At 32.3% G+C, this 15,808-nt stretch carries 19 protein-coding genes and 1 pseudogene; 14 read left to right on the top strand and 6 right to left on the bottom strand.

Translation table 11 applies throughout. From position 1 onward, the window contains the following. Positions 1 to 22: 22 nt before the first annotated feature. Both HA148_RS02445 and psaJ read left to right on the top strand, forming a co-directional pair. Positions 23 to 577, top strand: coding sequence for a Photosystem I reaction center subunit III (locus tag HA148_RS02445; protein WP_209129883.1), 555 nt, complete (start codon positions 23 to 25; stop codon positions 575 to 577). Positions 578 to 605: 28 nt separating this feature from the next. Further along, positions 606 to 740, top strand: coding sequence for a photosystem I reaction center subunit IX (gene psaJ / locus HA148_RS02440; protein ID WP_011862490.1), 135 nt, complete (start codon positions 606 to 608; stop codon positions 738 to 740). Between the two features lie 14 nt (positions 741 to 754). Here psaJ and gmk read toward each other — a convergent pair whose 3' ends face one another. Then, positions 755 to 1,309: a guanylate kinase gene (gmk, locus tag HA148_RS02435; protein ID WP_209129881.1), complete on the bottom strand. Its 555-nt coding sequence runs from the start codon at positions 1,307 to 1,309 to the stop codon at positions 755 to 757. Between the two features lie 78 nt (positions 1,310 to 1,387). On the opposite strand from gmk, the gene HA148_RS02430 reads away from it, so the two are divergent. The 3 genes from HA148_RS02430 to tatC all read left to right on the top strand — a co-directional run bounded on the left by HA148_RS02430 (position 1,388) and on the right by tatC (position 4,211). After that, positions 1,388 to 3,082 carry an Rqc2 family fibronectin-binding protein gene (locus tag HA148_RS02430; protein WP_209130240.1) on the top strand — a complete coding sequence of 565 codons (1,695 nt, stop codon included), beginning with the start codon at positions 1,388 to 1,390 and terminating at the stop codon, positions 3,080 to 3,082. Between the two features lie 29 nt (positions 3,083 to 3,111). Continuing rightward, positions 3,112 to 3,372, top strand: coding sequence for a hypothetical protein (locus HA148_RS02425; RefSeq protein ID WP_011376025.1), 261 nt, complete (start codon positions 3,112 to 3,114; stop codon positions 3,370 to 3,372). A gap of 80 nt (positions 3,373 to 3,452) precedes the next feature. Then, positions 3,453 to 4,211: a twin-arginine translocase subunit TatC gene (gene tatC, locus HA148_RS02420; RefSeq protein ID WP_002807537.1), complete on the top strand. Its 759-nt coding sequence runs from the start codon at positions 3,453 to 3,455 to the stop codon at positions 4,209 to 4,211. On the opposite strand, the gene HA148_RS02415 is transcribed toward tatC, so the two are convergent. After that, a complete protein-coding gene (locus HA148_RS02415; RefSeq protein WP_209129879.1) occupies positions 4,180 to 4,497 on the bottom strand; it encodes a DUF3067 family protein in 318 nt (105 codons plus the stop codon). The two genes, tatC and HA148_RS02415, sit on opposite strands and share 32 nt — an antisense overlap. A gap of 123 nt (positions 4,498 to 4,620) precedes the next feature. On the opposite strand from HA148_RS02415, the gene petC reads away from it, so the two are divergent. From petC to HA148_RS02390, 5 genes are read left to right on the top strand one after another with little or no spacing between them, the layout of a single operon-like run. Further along, positions 4,621 to 5,157 (top strand): cytochrome b6-f complex iron-sulfur subunit, encoded by a 537-nt coding sequence (petC, locus tag HA148_RS02410; RefSeq protein WP_011817974.1) that lies wholly within the window; start codon positions 4,621 to 4,623, stop codon positions 5,155 to 5,157. A 25-nt stretch (positions 5,158 to 5,182) separates the two neighbouring features. Further along, positions 5,183 to 6,115: a cytochrome f gene (petA, locus tag HA148_RS02405; protein ID WP_374938801.1), complete on the top strand. Its 933-nt coding sequence runs from the start codon at positions 5,183 to 5,185 to the stop codon at positions 6,113 to 6,115. A 10-nt stretch (positions 6,116 to 6,125) separates the two neighbouring features. After that, positions 6,126 to 7,019, top strand: coding sequence for a prolipoprotein diacylglyceryl transferase (lgt, locus tag HA148_RS02400; protein ID WP_209129875.1), 894 nt, complete (start codon positions 6,126 to 6,128; stop codon positions 7,017 to 7,019). Continuing rightward, positions 7,012 to 7,767, top strand: a complete 756-nt coding sequence (gene cobM / locus HA148_RS02395; RefSeq protein ID WP_209129873.1) for a precorrin-4 C(11)-methyltransferase — start codon at positions 7,012 to 7,014, stop codon at positions 7,765 to 7,767. The genes lgt and cobM overlap by 8 nt, the downstream gene beginning before the upstream one ends. Before the next feature lie 55 nt (positions 7,768 to 7,822). Continuing rightward, positions 7,823 to 8,311 (top strand): helix-turn-helix domain-containing protein, encoded by a 489-nt coding sequence (locus tag HA148_RS02390; RefSeq protein ID WP_209129871.1) that lies wholly within the window; start codon positions 7,823 to 7,825, stop codon positions 8,309 to 8,311. Here the strand turns inward: HA148_RS02390 and HA148_RS02385 are convergent. Continuing rightward, positions 8,308 to 9,903 (bottom strand): Ppx/GppA phosphatase family protein, encoded by a 1,596-nt coding sequence (locus HA148_RS02385; protein ID WP_209129869.1) that lies wholly within the window; start codon positions 9,901 to 9,903, stop codon positions 8,308 to 8,310. The genes HA148_RS02390 and HA148_RS02385 overlap by 4 nt on opposite strands. A gap of 116 nt (positions 9,904 to 10,019) precedes the next feature. Between HA148_RS02385 and HA148_RS02380 the strand changes: the two genes are divergently transcribed. Together HA148_RS02380 and HA148_RS02375 are read left to right on the top strand one after the other, a co-directional pair. Then, on the top strand, positions 10,020 to 10,928 hold the full coding sequence (locus HA148_RS02380) for a 4-hydroxybenzoate polyprenyltransferase (RefSeq protein WP_374938800.1): 909 nt from the start codon (positions 10,020 to 10,022) through the stop codon (positions 10,926 to 10,928). A 9-nt stretch (positions 10,929 to 10,937) separates the two neighbouring features. Next, positions 10,938 to 11,807, top strand: coding sequence for an LD-carboxypeptidase (locus tag HA148_RS02375; RefSeq protein ID WP_209129867.1), 870 nt, complete (start codon positions 10,938 to 10,940; stop codon positions 11,805 to 11,807). Here HA148_RS02375 and ispD read toward each other — a convergent pair whose 3' ends face one another. Next, complete coding sequence (gene ispD, locus HA148_RS02370) at positions 11,808 to 12,479, bottom strand: 2-C-methyl-D-erythritol 4-phosphate cytidylyltransferase (RefSeq protein WP_209129865.1); 672 nt, start codon at positions 12,477 to 12,479, stop codon at positions 11,808 to 11,810. 93 nt (positions 12,480 to 12,572) lie between these two features. On the opposite strand from ispD, the gene fabG reads away from it, so the two are divergent. Then, positions 12,573 to 13,322: a 3-oxoacyl-[acyl-carrier-protein] reductase gene (gene fabG / locus HA148_RS02365; protein WP_209129863.1), complete on the top strand. Its 750-nt coding sequence runs from the start codon at positions 12,573 to 12,575 to the stop codon at positions 13,320 to 13,322. Here the strand turns inward: fabG and HA148_RS02360 are convergent, their stop codons facing one another. Next, the gene (locus HA148_RS02360) at positions 13,323 to 13,502 is read right to left on the bottom strand and encodes a hypothetical protein (RefSeq protein WP_011862475.1); all 180 of its coding nucleotides are present in this window, start codon (positions 13,500 to 13,502) and stop codon (positions 13,323 to 13,325) included. A 131-nt stretch (positions 13,503 to 13,633) separates the two neighbouring features. Here HA148_RS02360 and groL point away from each other — a divergent pair, with 131 nt between their 5' ends. Next, positions 13,634 to 15,379, top strand: coding sequence for a chaperonin GroEL (gene groL / locus HA148_RS02355; RefSeq protein WP_209129860.1), 1,746 nt, complete (start codon positions 13,634 to 13,636; stop codon positions 15,377 to 15,379). Between the two features lie 97 nt (positions 15,380 to 15,476). On the opposite strand, the pseudogene HA148_RS02350 reads toward groL, so the two are convergent. Next, positions 15,477 to 15,808: pseudogene (locus tag HA148_RS02350) on the bottom strand (glycoprotein); the annotation flags it as partial.

Below are 15,808 nucleotides of genomic sequence, written 5' to 3'. Positions count from 1 at the left end.
AAGGAATTAAAGATTGCAACTTATGAAATTCTTTTTTTCAATCATAACCTCAGTTTTTCTGTTCCTCGGAATTACTCCAATTGCTCTAGCTGCAAATGGGCCTGCCTTAAACGCAGATAGAGCTAGCACAGAATATACTGCTTCAGCCCTCACAAAATGCTCTGATAATCCTAAATTCATTGAGAGAGCAAATACTGCAACTACTCAAAAAGACATCGCAAGATTTGAAAGATATGGGAAAGCATCATGCGGAGATGATGGTCTTCCACATTTAATAATTGGACCTCCTCTTGAGCCATGGGGAGCCCTTTTAAATAGAGGTCATGAAGGAGATTTACTTATACCAGGAGTATTGTTTATTTACATTGCTGGAATTATTGGTTGGTCAGGAAGAGAGTATCTCATTGAATCAAAAAAGACTAAGAATCCAGCAGATCTTGAGATCATTATTGACCTAGACTTAGCCAGAAAATGTCTTGTCAAAGGAGCGCAATGGCCTCTTCTTGCTAATAAACAAGGTAGAAATGGAGATTTAAGAGAGAAAGACAACAATATTACACTTAATGGTCCTCGCTAAACATCCTTAAAAAACTTTCATAAAACAAATGTTCAAAATTCTAAACACAAAATTTGTCAGATCTGCTCCAGTGGTAGCAGCAATTTGGCTAAGCCTTACAGCTGGAATAATTATTGAATTTAATAGGTTTTTCCCAGATTTATTATTCCATCCTATGAGTTGATAAAGAGAAAATAATCAAGTTTTTATTAACTTGATTATTTTTTTTGCTGTTTCATCAACATTGTGATTTGTTAATGCAAAATCAAATTGATTTGATACTGAAATCTCATAATTAGCCCTTGAGAGTCTTTTCTTAATTGCTTCTTCTTTTTCTGTACCCCTATTTCTTATTCTTCTCTCTAACTCTTCTTTATCCGGAGGAAGTAAAAATATTGACAGTGAATTAGGAAACTTATTTTTTATTTGCCTTGCACCCTCTACTTCAATTTCAAGTAGAACGGTAAATCCCTTTTTTATTTTCTCATTAACAGAAGACAAAGGGGTTCCATAGTAGTTTCCAGCGAATTGAGCCCATTCAAGGAAAAGGTTTTGTTCAATCATTACTTTAAACTTTTCTTGATTTAAGAAATAGTAATTTTCTCCGTCTTTCTCTCCCTCTCTAGGTTCTCTAGTAGTTGCAGATATTGAAAGCCAAAAATTTTTTTCTTTACCTAATATTTCTTTAACAACTGTTCCTTTACCTACCCCGCTGGGTCCAGTAAGGATAATAAGTTTTTTTTGATTTTTCATATTAAAATTTTTACAGTAAGATAAACATCTTGTGAATTAAAAAGGAATGGAATAATGCAAAAAGGTGTTCCACAGATAATGGATATTACATCTATTAGATCTGTCTTGCATTATTTGACGAAGAACATCTTACCTACAAAGTTTGATACTGCCCAACAACCAGAGCCTAATACAATTCAATTATGTTTCAGAGGAGTTAATTCTCAAACATGGTTAGAAGTTTCATGGAATGGAGACTCTCCTAGAATACTAAAGATAAATAAGCCAGAAAAGATTGGGAGAGAAAGCACACTTTCTAAACAAATAAGATATGGATTAAAGTATATGGCTTTAATTTCGATTGATCAAGATGATTTCGAGAGAGTTATAAAATTTAGTTTTGCAAAAAAACCTGGAGATGAAATTAATAAATATTTAATTTTTGAATTAATGGGAAAACATAGCAATATTTTTTATTTGGATAATAAACAAAAAATAATTGCCGTTGGTAAACAAATTAAATCAAGTCAATCTAGTTTTAGAACAATTTCAACAGGATCAATTTATTCTGGCCCTCCAATTAATCTCAAAAAACAACCTAGAGAAGATGAGTCTTTTCAATCATGGAAAAACTCAATTTCAATAGTACCTGAGTCTTTGAAATACTGTTTAATAAATACCTATCAAGGAGTAAGCCCTATCCTCACAAAACAATTAGAGGTTATTAGTAAAACTGGTAATCCGCAAATAATGGAAAAAAATATCGATTTCATTAGCGATTCAGACTTAAAGGAGATATTTAAAAATTGGAAGATTTGGATAAATAGGTTTAAAAACAATAACTTTAAGTTTTCTACATTTAACGATGATTTTTATTGCGTTTGGTTTTTTGATAAAGAAATTAATTGCGAAAATAAAATAGATTTATGCAATAGTTTAGAGAATTATTATGATTATTATCTGAAACAAAAAAAACTTGAATTATTGGAAAAGAAAATTGAAGGGATAATTTTTAAACAGACCAATACTGAGAAAAAGAATTTAAATATTCAATTTGATCTTCTGAAAAAATCAGAAAACTACGAGATATATAAAGAAAAAGCTGATATTATATTTGCCTCACATGAAATTAAAAAACAAGATATTATAAAGGGACAAAAACTATATAAAAAATCAAAAAAACTAAAGAGATCTAGAGAATTAATAAAAGAAAGATTAAGTATTTACAAAACAAATATAGAGAGATTAGACGAATTCACTATGCTTCTAGAAAATTTAAATTCTTTAAATCATGAAAAACTTTTTATGAGAATCAAGCTACTAGAAGAAATTATGGAAGAAATTTGTAACGAGTTCAATATCAAGAAGCAAAGAGAAGATCAGAAAAGTATATATGAGATAGAGTCTTCACCAATTCAAGTTGACACTCCCACAGGATTGAAGCTTCAGGTAGGGCGAAATATGAGGCAAAATGATTTAATAAGCTTTAAATTCTCAAAAAAAGGCGATTTATGGTTTCATGCACAGGAATCACCAGGCAGTCATGTAGTTTTGAAGTCTTCATCTCAAGTAGCATCTGAACAAGATCTTCAAATAGCTGCAGATTTAGCTGCTTTATTTAGTAAGGCAAAAAGAAACATTAAAGTTCCAATTAATTTAGTAAAGATTAAAGATTTGCAAAAAATCAAAAACGGAGGGCCAGGTTGCGTTTCCTTTAAAAATGGAGAAATTATTTGGGGAAATCCTACAAGAGGAGAAGATTACATTAAAAAAAATCTTAAAACAGTAATTTAGTTTATAATAAAAAAAATTTTTAAATCTAAATGTTTGATTTTCTTTTAGGCACTCATGAATTTTTAGGAAATCATAGCTTTCCAGAATTTATTGTTGGATATCTATTTGGTGCTGCTTTAATAATTGGAGCTCCTACTGTTTTCTTACTACTTGCCTTCGTAAGCGCTTTAATGAAAACAAATGGGAAAATGGGTGGATATAGAGAATATGAAACTTATGGTGAATCATCTCTAAATGATGCCCCTCCTTTCTTATTACCAGATCCAACAAATCCTAAATTAAGCAAATAATTAAGTTTATCGAAAAATAAATTGGACTTTGACAATAGAAGTTTTAAACCTTTTTCTTACACAATTTTTATGAAATAATAATGAGAGGTACAGGTCAAAGTGAAAATAAATTATCAGATTCGATGACTTTTAGTGATCATTTAGAGGAGCTTCGTCAAAGGATACTAAACTCAATTTACTCAATACTTATTTCAATATTCTTTAGTTTTCTCATCATAAAGCCATTAATATCTTTTTTAGAAATTCCAGCTGGTGATATTCATTTACTACAACTTGCTCCAGGAGAGTTTTTATTTGTCGCTATTAAAGTTGCAGGTTACAGCGGATTGATAGTTTCTATGCCTTATATTTTTTATCAAATAATATTATTCATTTCTCCTGGTTTAACAAAACAAGAAAAAAGCCTCATCTTACCTGCAGTTTTTGGTTCAGGTCTTCTGTTTTTTTTAGGATTAATTTTTTCATGGTGGATATTAGTCCCTGCAGCAATAAATTTCTTCATTAGTTTCGGTGCTGATATTGTTGAACCAACTTGGTCTATAGAAAGATATTTTGATTTTGTTCTCTTATTAATGTCTAGCACCGCAATAGCTTTTCAATTGCCAGTATTACAATTTATTCTTGGTTCTCTTGGAATAATCACAACAGAAAAAATGATTTCGAATTGGAAGATAGTTGTAATTTCCTCTGCAATATTATCTGCAGTGATTACCCCTTCAACTGACCCATTGACTATGTCATTGCTATCTATATCGATTGTGTTTTTATTTTTTGTGGGTACTGGATTAACTTACTTATCAGAAAATCTTAAGTCAAAAACTCTTTCATCTTCTCATTAAGATCTAATTGCAAGCTGACAGCTCTTCCTAACCTTGGCTTAGCGTTGACTTTCATTAGCCATTCCCTTACTTCTTCTGAATATCCACATCTATTTAAAATCTCGATTTTATCAGCTATCGATTTTTTATATTCATCTTCACTTAAAGGGAATGATTCCTGTCCAAGAAATCCCCACATCATTTGAAAATACACGAATTTTCCTCTTCTAAAGAGTCTAAAATCATATTTTTTCCCCCAGCGATGAATCAAATAATGTATAACTTCATCTACTAGCAAAGGGTTCATTTAAATTAATTAATTAAGACTTCCTAAACTTTTACTTTAAATTATTAAAAGTCCTATCTATTTGCAACAGAAATTGAACAATTTGCTCCATAATAACTAATAAATAACAGAACCAAGTAGCGAATGACTCAATTAAGTTCCAATGATGTCCCTTCAATGGGTCGAAGGCAATTTATGAATCTTCTTACATTTGGTACTGCAACTGGTGTAGCTTTAGGAGCCCTTTACCCTGTAGCGAATTATTTCATGCCTTTAAGAGCAGGCGGTGGTGGAGGTGGAACTTCTGCCAAAGATGAATTAGGGAATCCAATAACTAAGACAGGTTGGTTAGCTACCCATCAAGCAGGAGACAGAAGTTTAGTTCAGGGTCTAAAGGGAGATCCAACTTATTTAATAGTTAATGAGGGTGGGGAAATAGGAGAATTTGGTTTAAATGCAATTTGTACTCATTTAGGTTGCGTTGTTCCATGGGATAGTGGTGCTAATAAATTCATATGTCCTTGTCACGGCAGTCAGTACGATACTAACGGGAAGGTAGTAAGAGGGCCTGCGCCTTTATCTTTAGCTCTAGCTCATGTCGATATTGAAGATGATGCTGTACTCGTCAAACAATGGTCAGAAACTGACTTTAGAACTAATGAAAATCCATGGTGGGCATAAAAAAATGAAAGGTCTTAAAAATCAAATCATGAAAAAAACAAGTTTATTAATCTGTACTCTGCTTTTCATTTCAAGCATTGTATTTTATCCAAAGATTAGTTTTGCTTATCCATTTTGGGCTCAGCAAAACTACGAATCCCCAAGAGAAGCCACAGGTAAGATAGTCTGTGCAAATTGTCATCTAGCTCAGATGCCTACAATTGCAGAAGTTCCCCAATCTGTTGGAGCAGACAGTGTTTTCAAAGCTGTAGTCAAAATACCCTACAAAAATGATTTAAAAGAGATAGGTGCTGATGGTTCGGAAGTCCCATTACAAGTTGGTGCTGTTGTAATGCTGCCTGATGGCTTTAAACTTGCTCCACAAGAAAGATGGACCGAAGAAATAAAAGAAGAGACAGAAGGTGTTTACTTCACTAATTACAGTGAAGAGAAAGATAATATCATTATTGTCGGACCTTTACCTGGCGATACCAATAAAGAAATCGTTTTCCCTGTACTTTCCCCTGACCCATCCACTAATAAAGAATATCACTATGGAAAATACTCGTTGCATATTGGAGGCAATAGAGGTAGAGGTCAGGTATATCCAACTGGAGACAAGAGCAATAATGTAGTATTCACTTCTTCCACCGCAGGAACTATAAATTCAATAGAAACAATTGAAGATGGTAGCTATCTAGTCAATATAGAAAACGATAATGGTGAAATAACTACTGAAGCAGTGCCTGTTGGTCCTCAACTTATCGTAAATGAGCAAGACAAAATTAATGTGGGTGACCCTCTTACTAATGATCCCAACGTTGGTGGCTTTGGACAATTAGATGCTGAGGTTGTGCTTCAGAGCCCTTATAGAGTTATTGGATTGATTGCATTCTTCATTGGTGTAGGCTTAACACAAATACTTTTAGTATTAAAGAAAAAACAAGTAGAAAAAGTGCAAGCAGCAGAGGGTATCTAACTTTCTCTAAATGCTTATACTTCAAGCTTTTATACAATCTCCAGGAGAATCTATTTTAAATTTAGGATTTATAACTATTAGATGGTACGGACTTCTTATTTCGGTTTCAGTTTTAATAGGCCTATTTGTCTCTAAAAAACTAGCAAAGGCAAGAAATATAAACCCAGAGTACATTAGTGAAATACTTCCATCATTAATAATCTCTTCAATAATTGGAGCTAGAGCTTATTACGTAATTTTTGAGTGGAGGCAATATAGCGGAGAGAACTTTTTTACTTCTTTTGAACTATTCAATAACATCATTCAAATACCTTCTTTTCTTGCAGTTTGGGAAGGAGGCATAGCAATTCATGGAGGTCTAATTGGAGGATTAATATCTATTATCTATTTCTGTAAGTCGAAAAAAATTAATTTAAAAACTTTTATAGATATATTAATACCCTCGATTATTCTTGGACAATCAATAGGAAGGTGGGGAAATTTTTTCAATAATGAAGCCTTTGGAGTTCCTACAAATTTGCCTTGGAAATTATTTATACCTATTCAAAATAGGCCTTTAGAATTTATTAATTATGAATTTTTTCATCCTACATTTCTCTATGAGTCATTGTGGAATCTTTTAATTTTCATCGTCCTTATTATTACCTTTAATAAACAAAATAAAACAGATTTTTTCAGGCCTGGCTTTATTAGCTGTCTTTATTTAATAAGTTATAGCTTTGGAAGATTCTGGATTGAAGGTTTAAGAACTGACCCACTATGCATTGGTGGACTTCCACCTTTCTGTGATGGCGGTATAAGAATGGCTCAATTTATAAGTATTTTTCTATTTTCATCTGGATTAATTGGAATATTTTTTTTAAGATTGAGAACATATAGTGGGAAAAATAGAAAGAATGGATAACAAAATATCCTTTATTGGTGTTGGTCCAGGCGATCCAGAATTATTAACTTTAAAAGCATTAAAAAAGATAAAAATTGCAGATGTCATTATTTGGACTGATTCTCTAATTCCTGAAAAGATTTTAGATTCTGCTAAAGAAGGTTCTGAAAAAATAAAAACGAGTTCACTTAACTTAGAGCAAATCACCTCAATTATGATAGAAAAATTTCAGGCAGGGAAAACTGTTGTAAGGTTGCATGATGGAGACCCTTGCCTTTTTGGAGCAATTAGAGAACAAATCGAAATTTTAAAAAATGAAAAAATTGAAATCGAGGTTGTTCCTGGAGTAAGTGCTTTTCAAGTTGCTGCAGCATATCATGAAGCTGAGTTAACCATCCCTGAAGTAACGCAAACAATAATTTTAACTAGAGCAGGAGGGCGAACAGGGATGCCCGAAAAAGAATCTCTGAAAGATCTTGCGAAACACAATTCCTCAATATGTCTTTATTTAAGTGCTAGGCATGTGAAAAGGTCTCAAGACACACTACTAGAGTTTTACCCTCCAGAGACTAAAGTGATTGTTGGATTCAGAGTATCTTGGGATGATGGTTGGACATCATTAATAGAATTAAAAGATATGGAAAAATTTTCTATTGCGAAAAAACTAATTAGAACAACCATTTACATAATTAGCCCAGCAATTAGTAATTCTCAAAAAAGATCTAATCTTTATAATCCATCTTATAAACATCTCTTTAGGAATAAATAATCTTAAAGTTGATAGAAAATTTTTAATTACTATAATTAGTAAAAATTTACTTACTTTGAAAGAAATAAAATCTGTTTCGGCAAACGACAATAATGGAGAAAATTCCTCTTTAAAGAGAATTGGAAATTTTATTAAAGAGGCTAGATTAAGTAGAAATCAATCTATTGAAGAATTGTCTTCTGATTTAAAAATCGGAGCTCATCAACTTGAAGCCATAGAAGAAGGTTGTGAAGAAAAGCTACCTGAAAAAGTATTTGTCAAGGCAATGATTAGACGTATTTCACAGAAGCTCAAACTTGATACAAAATTTATAATGGACGAATTTAAGACAGAGAGGAAAGAAGTGAAAATTGAAGAAATAGTTGAAGAAGTTTCAAAAAAAAATTATAAATCTAGTCAATCTAAGAATCTCAATCCAGTAGGGTTTCTATTATTTATTTTAATTTCAGGCTTTCTCGGACTAATCGCATCGTCCTTAATTTTCAATTTATTTTCAGATTCTTCTCAGAATCAAATTCCAAAACAAGAACTTATTAAAAATTAAATAACTTTTAAATCCAAATTCTTAAGTTCTTTTACTACATTACGGCATAACCCTAAGTTCCATTTTTCAAGTAAAAGATCATGGTTTTTAATTAAAGGCAAAAGTTCAAAAGTAAGAATATTTTCCTGCAATTTTATTTGAACTGAGGAGATTACCTTATCAGGTCTTTGATCAAGAGATGCTGCTAGTCTCAAAATTAATGACATTTCTAGAACTAATGTTTTATCTTCTTTGGATATTAAATTTTGCCAAGACTCATGTCTTTTCTTGGGTAGAGTCTTTCTATGGTATCTAGCGATCGAAGCAATAATATTTGTTTCTGCTTCAGAATATCCCAACAACTCACAATTTTTTATTAAGTACCAAGAGTGTTTATGATATGAACCAACATTCACATATTTCCCACAATTATAAAGATTAGAAGCTGCCCAAAGAAGTTCTTTAGCTTTAGGGTCATTATCGCTATGAAAGATATTTTTAGTCTGATCATAGATTTGAAAGGCAATATCGATAACTTTCTCAGCTCTTGTATTGTCTACTCCAAACTTTCTGGCCTGATGAACTATGGTTGTTTTTCTAATATTGCTTTGAATACTTAACTCGTTTTTTATTATCCCTTTGCGAAGCATCCAATCAACCACTAAACCCTCTCGAAGTGCCCTCTCACTTATTATTAATTCATTAAAGTTCAACATCTCCATTGCGGTGTTTAATATCAATGCGCCTGGAATAATTATTTCTGATCTTCTCTCACTTAATGAAGGTATTTTCTTGATTTCCGAAACTGGCAATTTAATTAGTTTTTCCAATACAATCTTTAAATTTTCCCTTTTAAATTTATAGCCATGCAACTTTTGTTTAGATTCTCCTAAATCTTCTGAAATCAAATTTCCTAATGAGGTTGCAGTGCCACTTGTTGCAATCATAGATAAAGTCTTATCTCCCTTAGATCTAGTCTTTATTTTTCGAACGGATGGTTCTAAAGATCCTTGAATAAAAGTTTTTAGAAAACTAGATCTTTCTGAATTCATAGACTCTTTATTAAAAAAATCATTCTTAAGCCTTACCGCACCAATTCTCGAACTGGTAAGAGCTATTGCATCTTTTTTATCTGCAAGTATTAATTCTGTAGATCCTCCTCCAATATCTATGATTACAAAAGACTGATCCTCAAAAGCCATACCAGAGAGAACACCAAGGTAAATTAATCTGGCTTCCTCAGAACCACTTATCATTTCTATTTGAATATTAGTTTCATCAAGAACTCTTCTAATAAAATCCTGACCGTTTGGAGATTCCCTAACTGCACTTGTTGCTGCTGTTACTATTTCTTTTACTCCATTACTTTTACAATATTCCTTAAATCGCTTAAGAGTAACTAATGCTCTTTGGATTGATTCTTCAGTAAGATTTCCCTCCTCATCTCTTTCTCCAAGACGAGTGGTTGATTTATCAGTGAATTTTATTGAAAATGATTTTAATTCCAGATTAATTTCTGCTACCAAGAGATGTGTAGAGTTAGTTCCAATATCTATCGAAGCTACTAAAATTTGATTCTCCTGAAAATATCTTAAATCTTTTTTATTTATCATTTTCTTATTTATCATTTTCTATGAGATGCAGATATCTTTAATCCATTAATAAATATACCCAAAATTGATTATTAAATAATAGATATCATTTAATCCTAGTAAGATTATTTAAAGTTATGAAATATACAATAGGTTATATGCGAAATAAAAATCGACAAATTAAATTAAATAATTTTATTGAATTATTGAGGTGGAATAAGCCGACTGGAAGAATGATCTTACTTATTCCTGCTGGATGGAGTTTATATTTAACCCCAGATGCTAATCCATCATTTTTAATGTTGTTAAGAATAATCCTGGGAGGGCTACTAGTAAGTGGATTAGGCTGCGTAGTAAATGATATTTGGGACAAAAAAATTGATCAAAGAGTCTTTAGGACAAAAAATAGACCTCTAGCTGCAAATAAAATCGGCCTTAAAACGGCTTATTCAATTCTTTTCTTTTTAATTTTATGTAGTTTCTTTTTAACTTTGTCACTACCTCAACCTGGCAGGATCCTTTCCATATCTCTTGCTTTTTTAGCTTTACCTATTATTTTAATTTATCCTTCTGCCAAAAGATGGTTTAAATATCCTCAATTAATCTTATCCATATGCTGGGGTTTTGCTGTCTTAATTCCATGGGCCGCAAATGAAGGCAATTTGAATAGTGTTGTTTTATTGTTTTGCTGGCTAGCTACTATTTTTTGGACTTTTGGCTTTGACACGATTTATGCTTTAGCGGATAAAAAATATGATATCGAAATTGGAATAAATAGTTCAGCTGTTAACCTACAGAATAACACAAGAATAACTATTCAAATTTGTTATTTATTAAGTTCTATTTTTCTGGCATTATGCGGATTTATTAATCAAATGGATTTTATATTTTGGCCAATTTGGCTTACAACGGCAATCTTAATGCAGCGAGATATACTAAAGGTATTTCCTGAAGAAAAGCAATCAATAAAAAATATTGGTAATCACTTCAAAAATCAATCAATATATGGAGGAGTCATTTTATTAGGAATTATTATTGCCTCATAAATTTTAAATATGGTTTTTAGATTAAAAAAAGGAGATCTAATAGATATTTTAGCTCCAGGCTCCTTTATTGATGAAGAAGAAAATTTTCAAAAAGGCATAGAAATCTTAAAAAACTGGGGCTTGGAAATTAATGAAAATAATTCTCTATCAAAAAAATTTGGTTATTTTGCAGGTGATGATCTAACTAGATTTGAAGAACTGGAAAAAGCACAGAATAGTAAGCTAATCATTTTTGCAAAAGGAGGCTGGGGTTCAGCAAGACTTTTAGAAAAAGAACCTTCTTGGCAGCATGGTTTAATGCTTGGATTCTCAGATACATGTTCTTTATTATTATCTAAATATTCTCAAGGATTTATTGGTTCTATTCATGGCCCCATGCTTACTGGCCTTTTCAAAGAGCCAGAGTGGAGTCTTGAAAGATTAAGAAATTTACTTTTTGAGGGATATGTTGAGGACATAAGAGGAATTCCCTTAAGAAGTGGGCAAGCTAAAGGAGAAATTATCGTTTCCAACTTAACTATTGCTACTTTTTTAATTGGTACTAGTCACTTTCCGGATTGCAAAGGGAAAATAATAATTTTTGAAGATATTAATGAAGATATTTATAAAATTGATCGCATGTTGACTTACCTCAGAATGACTAAAATACTTACTGAAATTGCGGGTATTGGATTCGGAAGTTTTTCTAATGATTCCTGTGACCTTGAATGGAAAGATTTACTAAAAAACTGCATTATTGAAAGACTCCAAGGGTATGATTTTCCTATTCTTTTTGACCTCCCCGTAGGCCACATATCAGGGAATGCTTGTATTCCTTATGGATATAAAGCAACCTTAGATGGTGATAACGGAATTCTTAGTATCGATAAACCTTTTTAACTAGGAGTTCTTCACAAAAAGTTTTGCTATTTTCAAATCTATAGGGGATGTGATTTTTATATTTGAATAAGTACCTTCAATAATCTTTACCTTCCAATTAAGCATTTCGAATAGAGAGGCATCATCTGTGACAATCCAGTTTTTATCAATTGCCATCTTATGAGCTTTTTTTAATCTATCTACTAAAAAGCCCTGAGGAGTTTGCGCAGCCCATAAATAATTTCTATCTGGTGTTTCTTTAATAAAACCTTCATTATCAACAATCTTTATTGTGTCAGTTACCTTAGTAGCCAAAATTACAGCTTCATTTTCATCTAATTGCTTAGCACAAAGGTCTATCAATTCAGGATTAATTAGACATCTAGCACCATCATGTATTAAAACTTTTTCAGCATCTTTTGGCAGCGCTTTTAAACCATTAAAAACTGACTGTTGTCTGGTGTCCCCACCATTTATCCAATGAACTTTATGGGCAAGATCCTTTGCTGAATTTAATAATAAATTTTTATCTTTCGGTTGCCCAATTATTCCAACCCAATTTGTTGAGCTTGCAGAAAATACAGATTTAAGTGTCCAATAAATCAAAGACTCTCCCTCTAAATCAATAAGTAATTTATTTTTTCCAGCTTTCATTCTGCTACCGCTCCCTGCAGCTGGTATTAAAAAGTGCACAATAGAAGGTTTTAATATTTTCTAGACAATTATAAATAAAAGCAATATCTTTACACAAATAGTACTACGATTGAAAATTATAAAAATTTCATAATGTCCAATAAAGATTCATTATCAGGAAAAATTGCTTTAATCACTGGAGCTAGCAGAGGAATTGGTAAAGAAATTGCTTTAGAACTAAGCCGATTGGGAGCAGAAGTTTTTATTAATTACTCTTCTTCTGATGAAAAAGCTGAAGAAGTTGTAAATTTAATAAAAAATTCAGGAGGTAAAGCTCATAAATTAAAATTTGATGTTTCAAAAGAGGATTCTGTCAGTTCAGCTTTTGAAGAAATAATCAAAATTAATGGCAATATTGATATCCTCATTAACAATGCTGGAATTACTAGAGATGGACTATTGATGAGAATGAAATCGGAACAATGGGATGATGTACTAAATACAAACTTAAAAGGAGTTTTTCTTTGTACAAAATATGCTTCAAAATTTATGATGAAAAAAAGAAGTGGTAGCATCGTAAATATTTCATCTGTTGTTGGCATAATTGGTAATCCTGGACAAGCAAATTATTCTGCAGCCAAAGCTGGAGTTATTGGATTTACCAAAACTTGCGCTAAAGAATTTGCCTCAAGAGGTATAAATGTTAATGCAATAGCTCCAGGTTTTATAGAAACAGAGATGACTGAAAAACTTAATACTGAAGAGATTCTAAAAGTTATTCCTTTAGGGAAATTAGGAAGTTGTACTCAAATTGCAAACTTAGTGTCATTCTTAGTTTCAAATGATGCAGGAAGTTACATTACAGGACAGACAATCAGTATAGACGGGGGTATGAGTATTTAGTCATGTACTTTCATAAGGCTGGCCTAATTCATCCCTCAACCTTCTAATTTTTTGCAAAAGTTTTAGTCTTCGACTTCTAGCAGTTAATGTTAAGAAAAATCTTAAAGGAAAGTATATTAATGTCATAGCAATCGCGAGGATTGCAGTAAGAGTAAAAATAAGATTATTTGTTTCTTCCATAACTTAAAGATACTCTTATTTGAGTTAATTTGTATGTCCTATTAAAAGAAATTCGGCTTTCCCCACTTAATTAAATATCCCTTAAAAATGATTCTATGGGAGATTAGAATAAGACAAAAGATTGAGTAAACATGGCTAAACAGTTAAGTTTTTCTAATGAATCAAGAGAAGCGCTAGAAAAAGGTGTGAATTTTGTAGCTAATGCAGTAAAGGTTACTATTGGGCCAAAAGCAAAAAACGTTGTAATAGAAAAGAAATTTGGTTCGCCAGATATAGTAAGAGATGGATCTACAGTTGCTAAAGAAATCGAGATTGAAAACCCTATTTCTAATTTAGGTGCGAAATTAATAGAACAAGTTGCATCCAAGACAAAAGAGAGTGCTGGTGATGGAACAACAACAGCAACCATTTTAACTCAGAAGATGGTTCAGGAGGGATTAAAAAATATTGCTTCTGGCGCCAACCCTATGGAGTTAAAAAAAGGTATGGAGGCAGGCCTTGCTTTTATCTTAGAAAAATTAAGTTCCAAAAGTATTTCATTAAGTGGTTCTGACATCCAAAAAGTTGCAACAGTTAGTGCTGGAGGTGATGAAGAAATTGGATCTATAATCTCTAAAGCAATGGATATTGTTACGTCAGATGGTGTAATAACTGTTGAAGAATCTCAATCACTAGAAACAGAATTAGATATAACTGAAGGAATGTCTTTTGATAGAGGTTATAGTTCTCCATATTTCGTAACAGACCAAGAAAGACAAGTTTGTGAACTTGAAAACCCTAAAATATTAATAACTGATCAAAAAATCTCAACTTTGGTTGATCTAGTGCCAATACTTGAAGAAATTCAGAAGTCAGGCTCACCTTTTCTTATTCTTGCTGAAGATATCGAAGGAGAGGCTTTAACCACTCTGGTTTTGAATAAGAATAGTGGGGTTTTAAATGTAGCTTCCGTGAGAGCCCCGTTATTTGGTGAGAGAAGAAAAGCTGCCCTTGAAGATATCTCAATTCTTACAGGCGCTAAGTTAATTAGCGAAGATAAATCGATGAAACTTGATAATGTATCGATTAGTGATTTAGGCAAAGCAAAAAAAATAACTATTACAAAGGATAAAACTACAATTGTGGCCTTCGAAGACACTAAAGATTTAGTTAAAGCGCGAGTAGAGAAATTAAAGAGAGAAGTCAATATAACTGAATCTGAGTATGATCAGGACAAAATCAATGAAAGGATAGCCAAACTAGCCGGAGGAGTAGCTCTTATCAAAGTAGGGGCTGCTACAGAAACAGAGATGAAGTATAAAAAGTTGAGAATCGAAGATTCCCTTAATGCTACGAAAGCTGCTATTGAAGAGGGTGTTGTTTCTGGAGGAGGACAAACTTTAATTGAAATATCAGATGACCTTTTAAATTTAAGTGAAACATCTTCAGATGATTTAAGAACAGGGATAAATATAGTCAAAGAAGCCCTTTTGGAACCCACCAAACAAATAGCAAAAAATGCTGGTTTTAATGGAGATGTAGTTGTCGCTGAAATTAAAAGACTTAACAAAGGTTTTAATGCTAATTCAGGAAAATATGAGGATTTAAAAGATTCAGGAATATTAGATCCAACCAAAGTAATAAGATTAGCTCTTCAAGATTCAGTATCTATTGCAGCTATGCTCCTAACAACAGAAGTTGCGATGGCAGATATTCCAGAGCCTGAAGCCGCAGCCCCTGGAGGTTCAGGTGGAGATCCAATGGGAGGAATGGGTGGCATGGGTATGCCAGGTATGGGTGGCATGGGTATGCCAGGAATGGGTGGCATGGGTATGCCAGGAATGGGTGGCATGGGTATGCCGGGTATGGGTGGCATGGGTATGCCGGGTATGATGTAAAGCTAAAAAGAGACTAGAAAAAATGAAGGCTCATGCTTAAATCAGGCTTTGAAGGAGAACTATTTAACTTGTACTAATATCATTAGGTTCTTTCTAGCTAACTAGCTTTTTTATCGTTGTTAATCCACTTTCTTAAATTTTTAATATAAGGTAAGGGTAATTTTGGGGTTTCAGTAAATTTATTTATTTTATTATGATTTTGATTTTTGCTAGATATTCCATTACTACTAGCAGTTTCCAGGCCATTTGATTCCCACTTTGTTTCTTCAATATTTTCAAAAGTTTTTGATGATTCAAGTTTAATTTGTTCTTGATTTTCTTCTTCACCTACTTCATCGATTAAAGTGATTTGTTCTTGATTTTCTTCTTCACCTACTTCATCGATTAAAGTGATTTGTTCTTGATTTTCTTCTTCACCTACTTCATCGA

The organism is Prochlorococcus marinus XMU1405 (assembly GCF_017696275.1).
In the GTDB taxonomy this organism is placed as follows: domain Bacteria; phylum Cyanobacteriota; class Cyanobacteriia; order PCC-6307; family Cyanobiaceae; genus Prochlorococcus_A; species Prochlorococcus_A marinus_AB.
The sequence above is the reverse complement of the archived record's forward strand: the minus strand, read 5'-3'. Positions and strand labels throughout refer to the sequence as shown.

What these genes read in the sequence shown, in the direction of transcription:
- HA148_RS02445 (WP_209129883.1), top strand. Translation starts at nt 23, where the DNA reads ATGAAATTCTTTTTTTCAATCATAACCTCAGTTTTTCTGTTCCTCGGA.
- psaJ (WP_011862490.1), top strand. Translation starts at nt 606, where the DNA reads ATGTTCAAAATTCTAAACACAAAATTTGTCAGATCTGCTCCAGTGGTA.
- gmk (WP_209129881.1), bottom strand. Translation starts at nt 1,309, where the DNA reads ATGAAAAATCAAAAAAAACTTATTATCCTTACTGGACCCAGCGGGGTA.
- HA148_RS02430 (WP_209130240.1), top strand. Translation starts at nt 1,388, where the DNA reads ATGGATATTACATCTATTAGATCTGTCTTGCATTATTTGACGAAGAAC.
- HA148_RS02425 (WP_011376025.1), top strand. Translation starts at nt 3,112, where the DNA reads ATGTTTGATTTTCTTTTAGGCACTCATGAATTTTTAGGAAATCATAGC.
- tatC (WP_002807537.1), top strand. Translation starts at nt 3,453, where the DNA reads ATGAGAGGTACAGGTCAAAGTGAAAATAAATTATCAGATTCGATGACT.
- HA148_RS02415 (WP_209129879.1), bottom strand. Translation starts at nt 4,497, where the DNA reads ATGAACCCTTTGCTAGTAGATGAAGTTATACATTATTTGATTCATCGC.
- petC (WP_011817974.1), top strand. Translation starts at nt 4,621, where the DNA reads ATGACTCAATTAAGTTCCAATGATGTCCCTTCAATGGGTCGAAGGCAA.
- lgt (WP_209129875.1), top strand. Translation starts at nt 6,126, where the DNA reads ATGCTTATACTTCAAGCTTTTATACAATCTCCAGGAGAATCTATTTTA.
- cobM (WP_209129873.1), top strand. Translation starts at nt 7,012, where the DNA reads ATGGATAACAAAATATCCTTTATTGGTGTTGGTCCAGGCGATCCAGAA.
- HA148_RS02385 (WP_209129869.1), bottom strand. Translation starts at nt 9,903, where the DNA reads ATGATAAATAAAAAAGATTTAAGATATTTTCAGGAGAATCAAATTTTA.
- HA148_RS02380 (WP_374938800.1), top strand. Translation starts at nt 10,020, where the DNA reads ATGAAATATACAATAGGTTATATGCGAAATAAAAATCGACAAATTAAA.
- HA148_RS02375 (WP_209129867.1), top strand. Translation starts at nt 10,938, where the DNA reads ATGGTTTTTAGATTAAAAAAAGGAGATCTAATAGATATTTTAGCTCCA.
- fabG (WP_209129863.1), top strand. Translation starts at nt 12,573, where the DNA reads ATGTCCAATAAAGATTCATTATCAGGAAAAATTGCTTTAATCACTGGA.
- HA148_RS02360 (WP_011862475.1), bottom strand. Translation starts at nt 13,502, where the DNA reads ATGGAAGAAACAAATAATCTTATTTTTACTCTTACTGCAATCCTCGCG.
- groL (WP_209129860.1), top strand. Translation starts at nt 13,634, where the DNA reads ATGGCTAAACAGTTAAGTTTTTCTAATGAATCAAGAGAAGCGCTAGAA.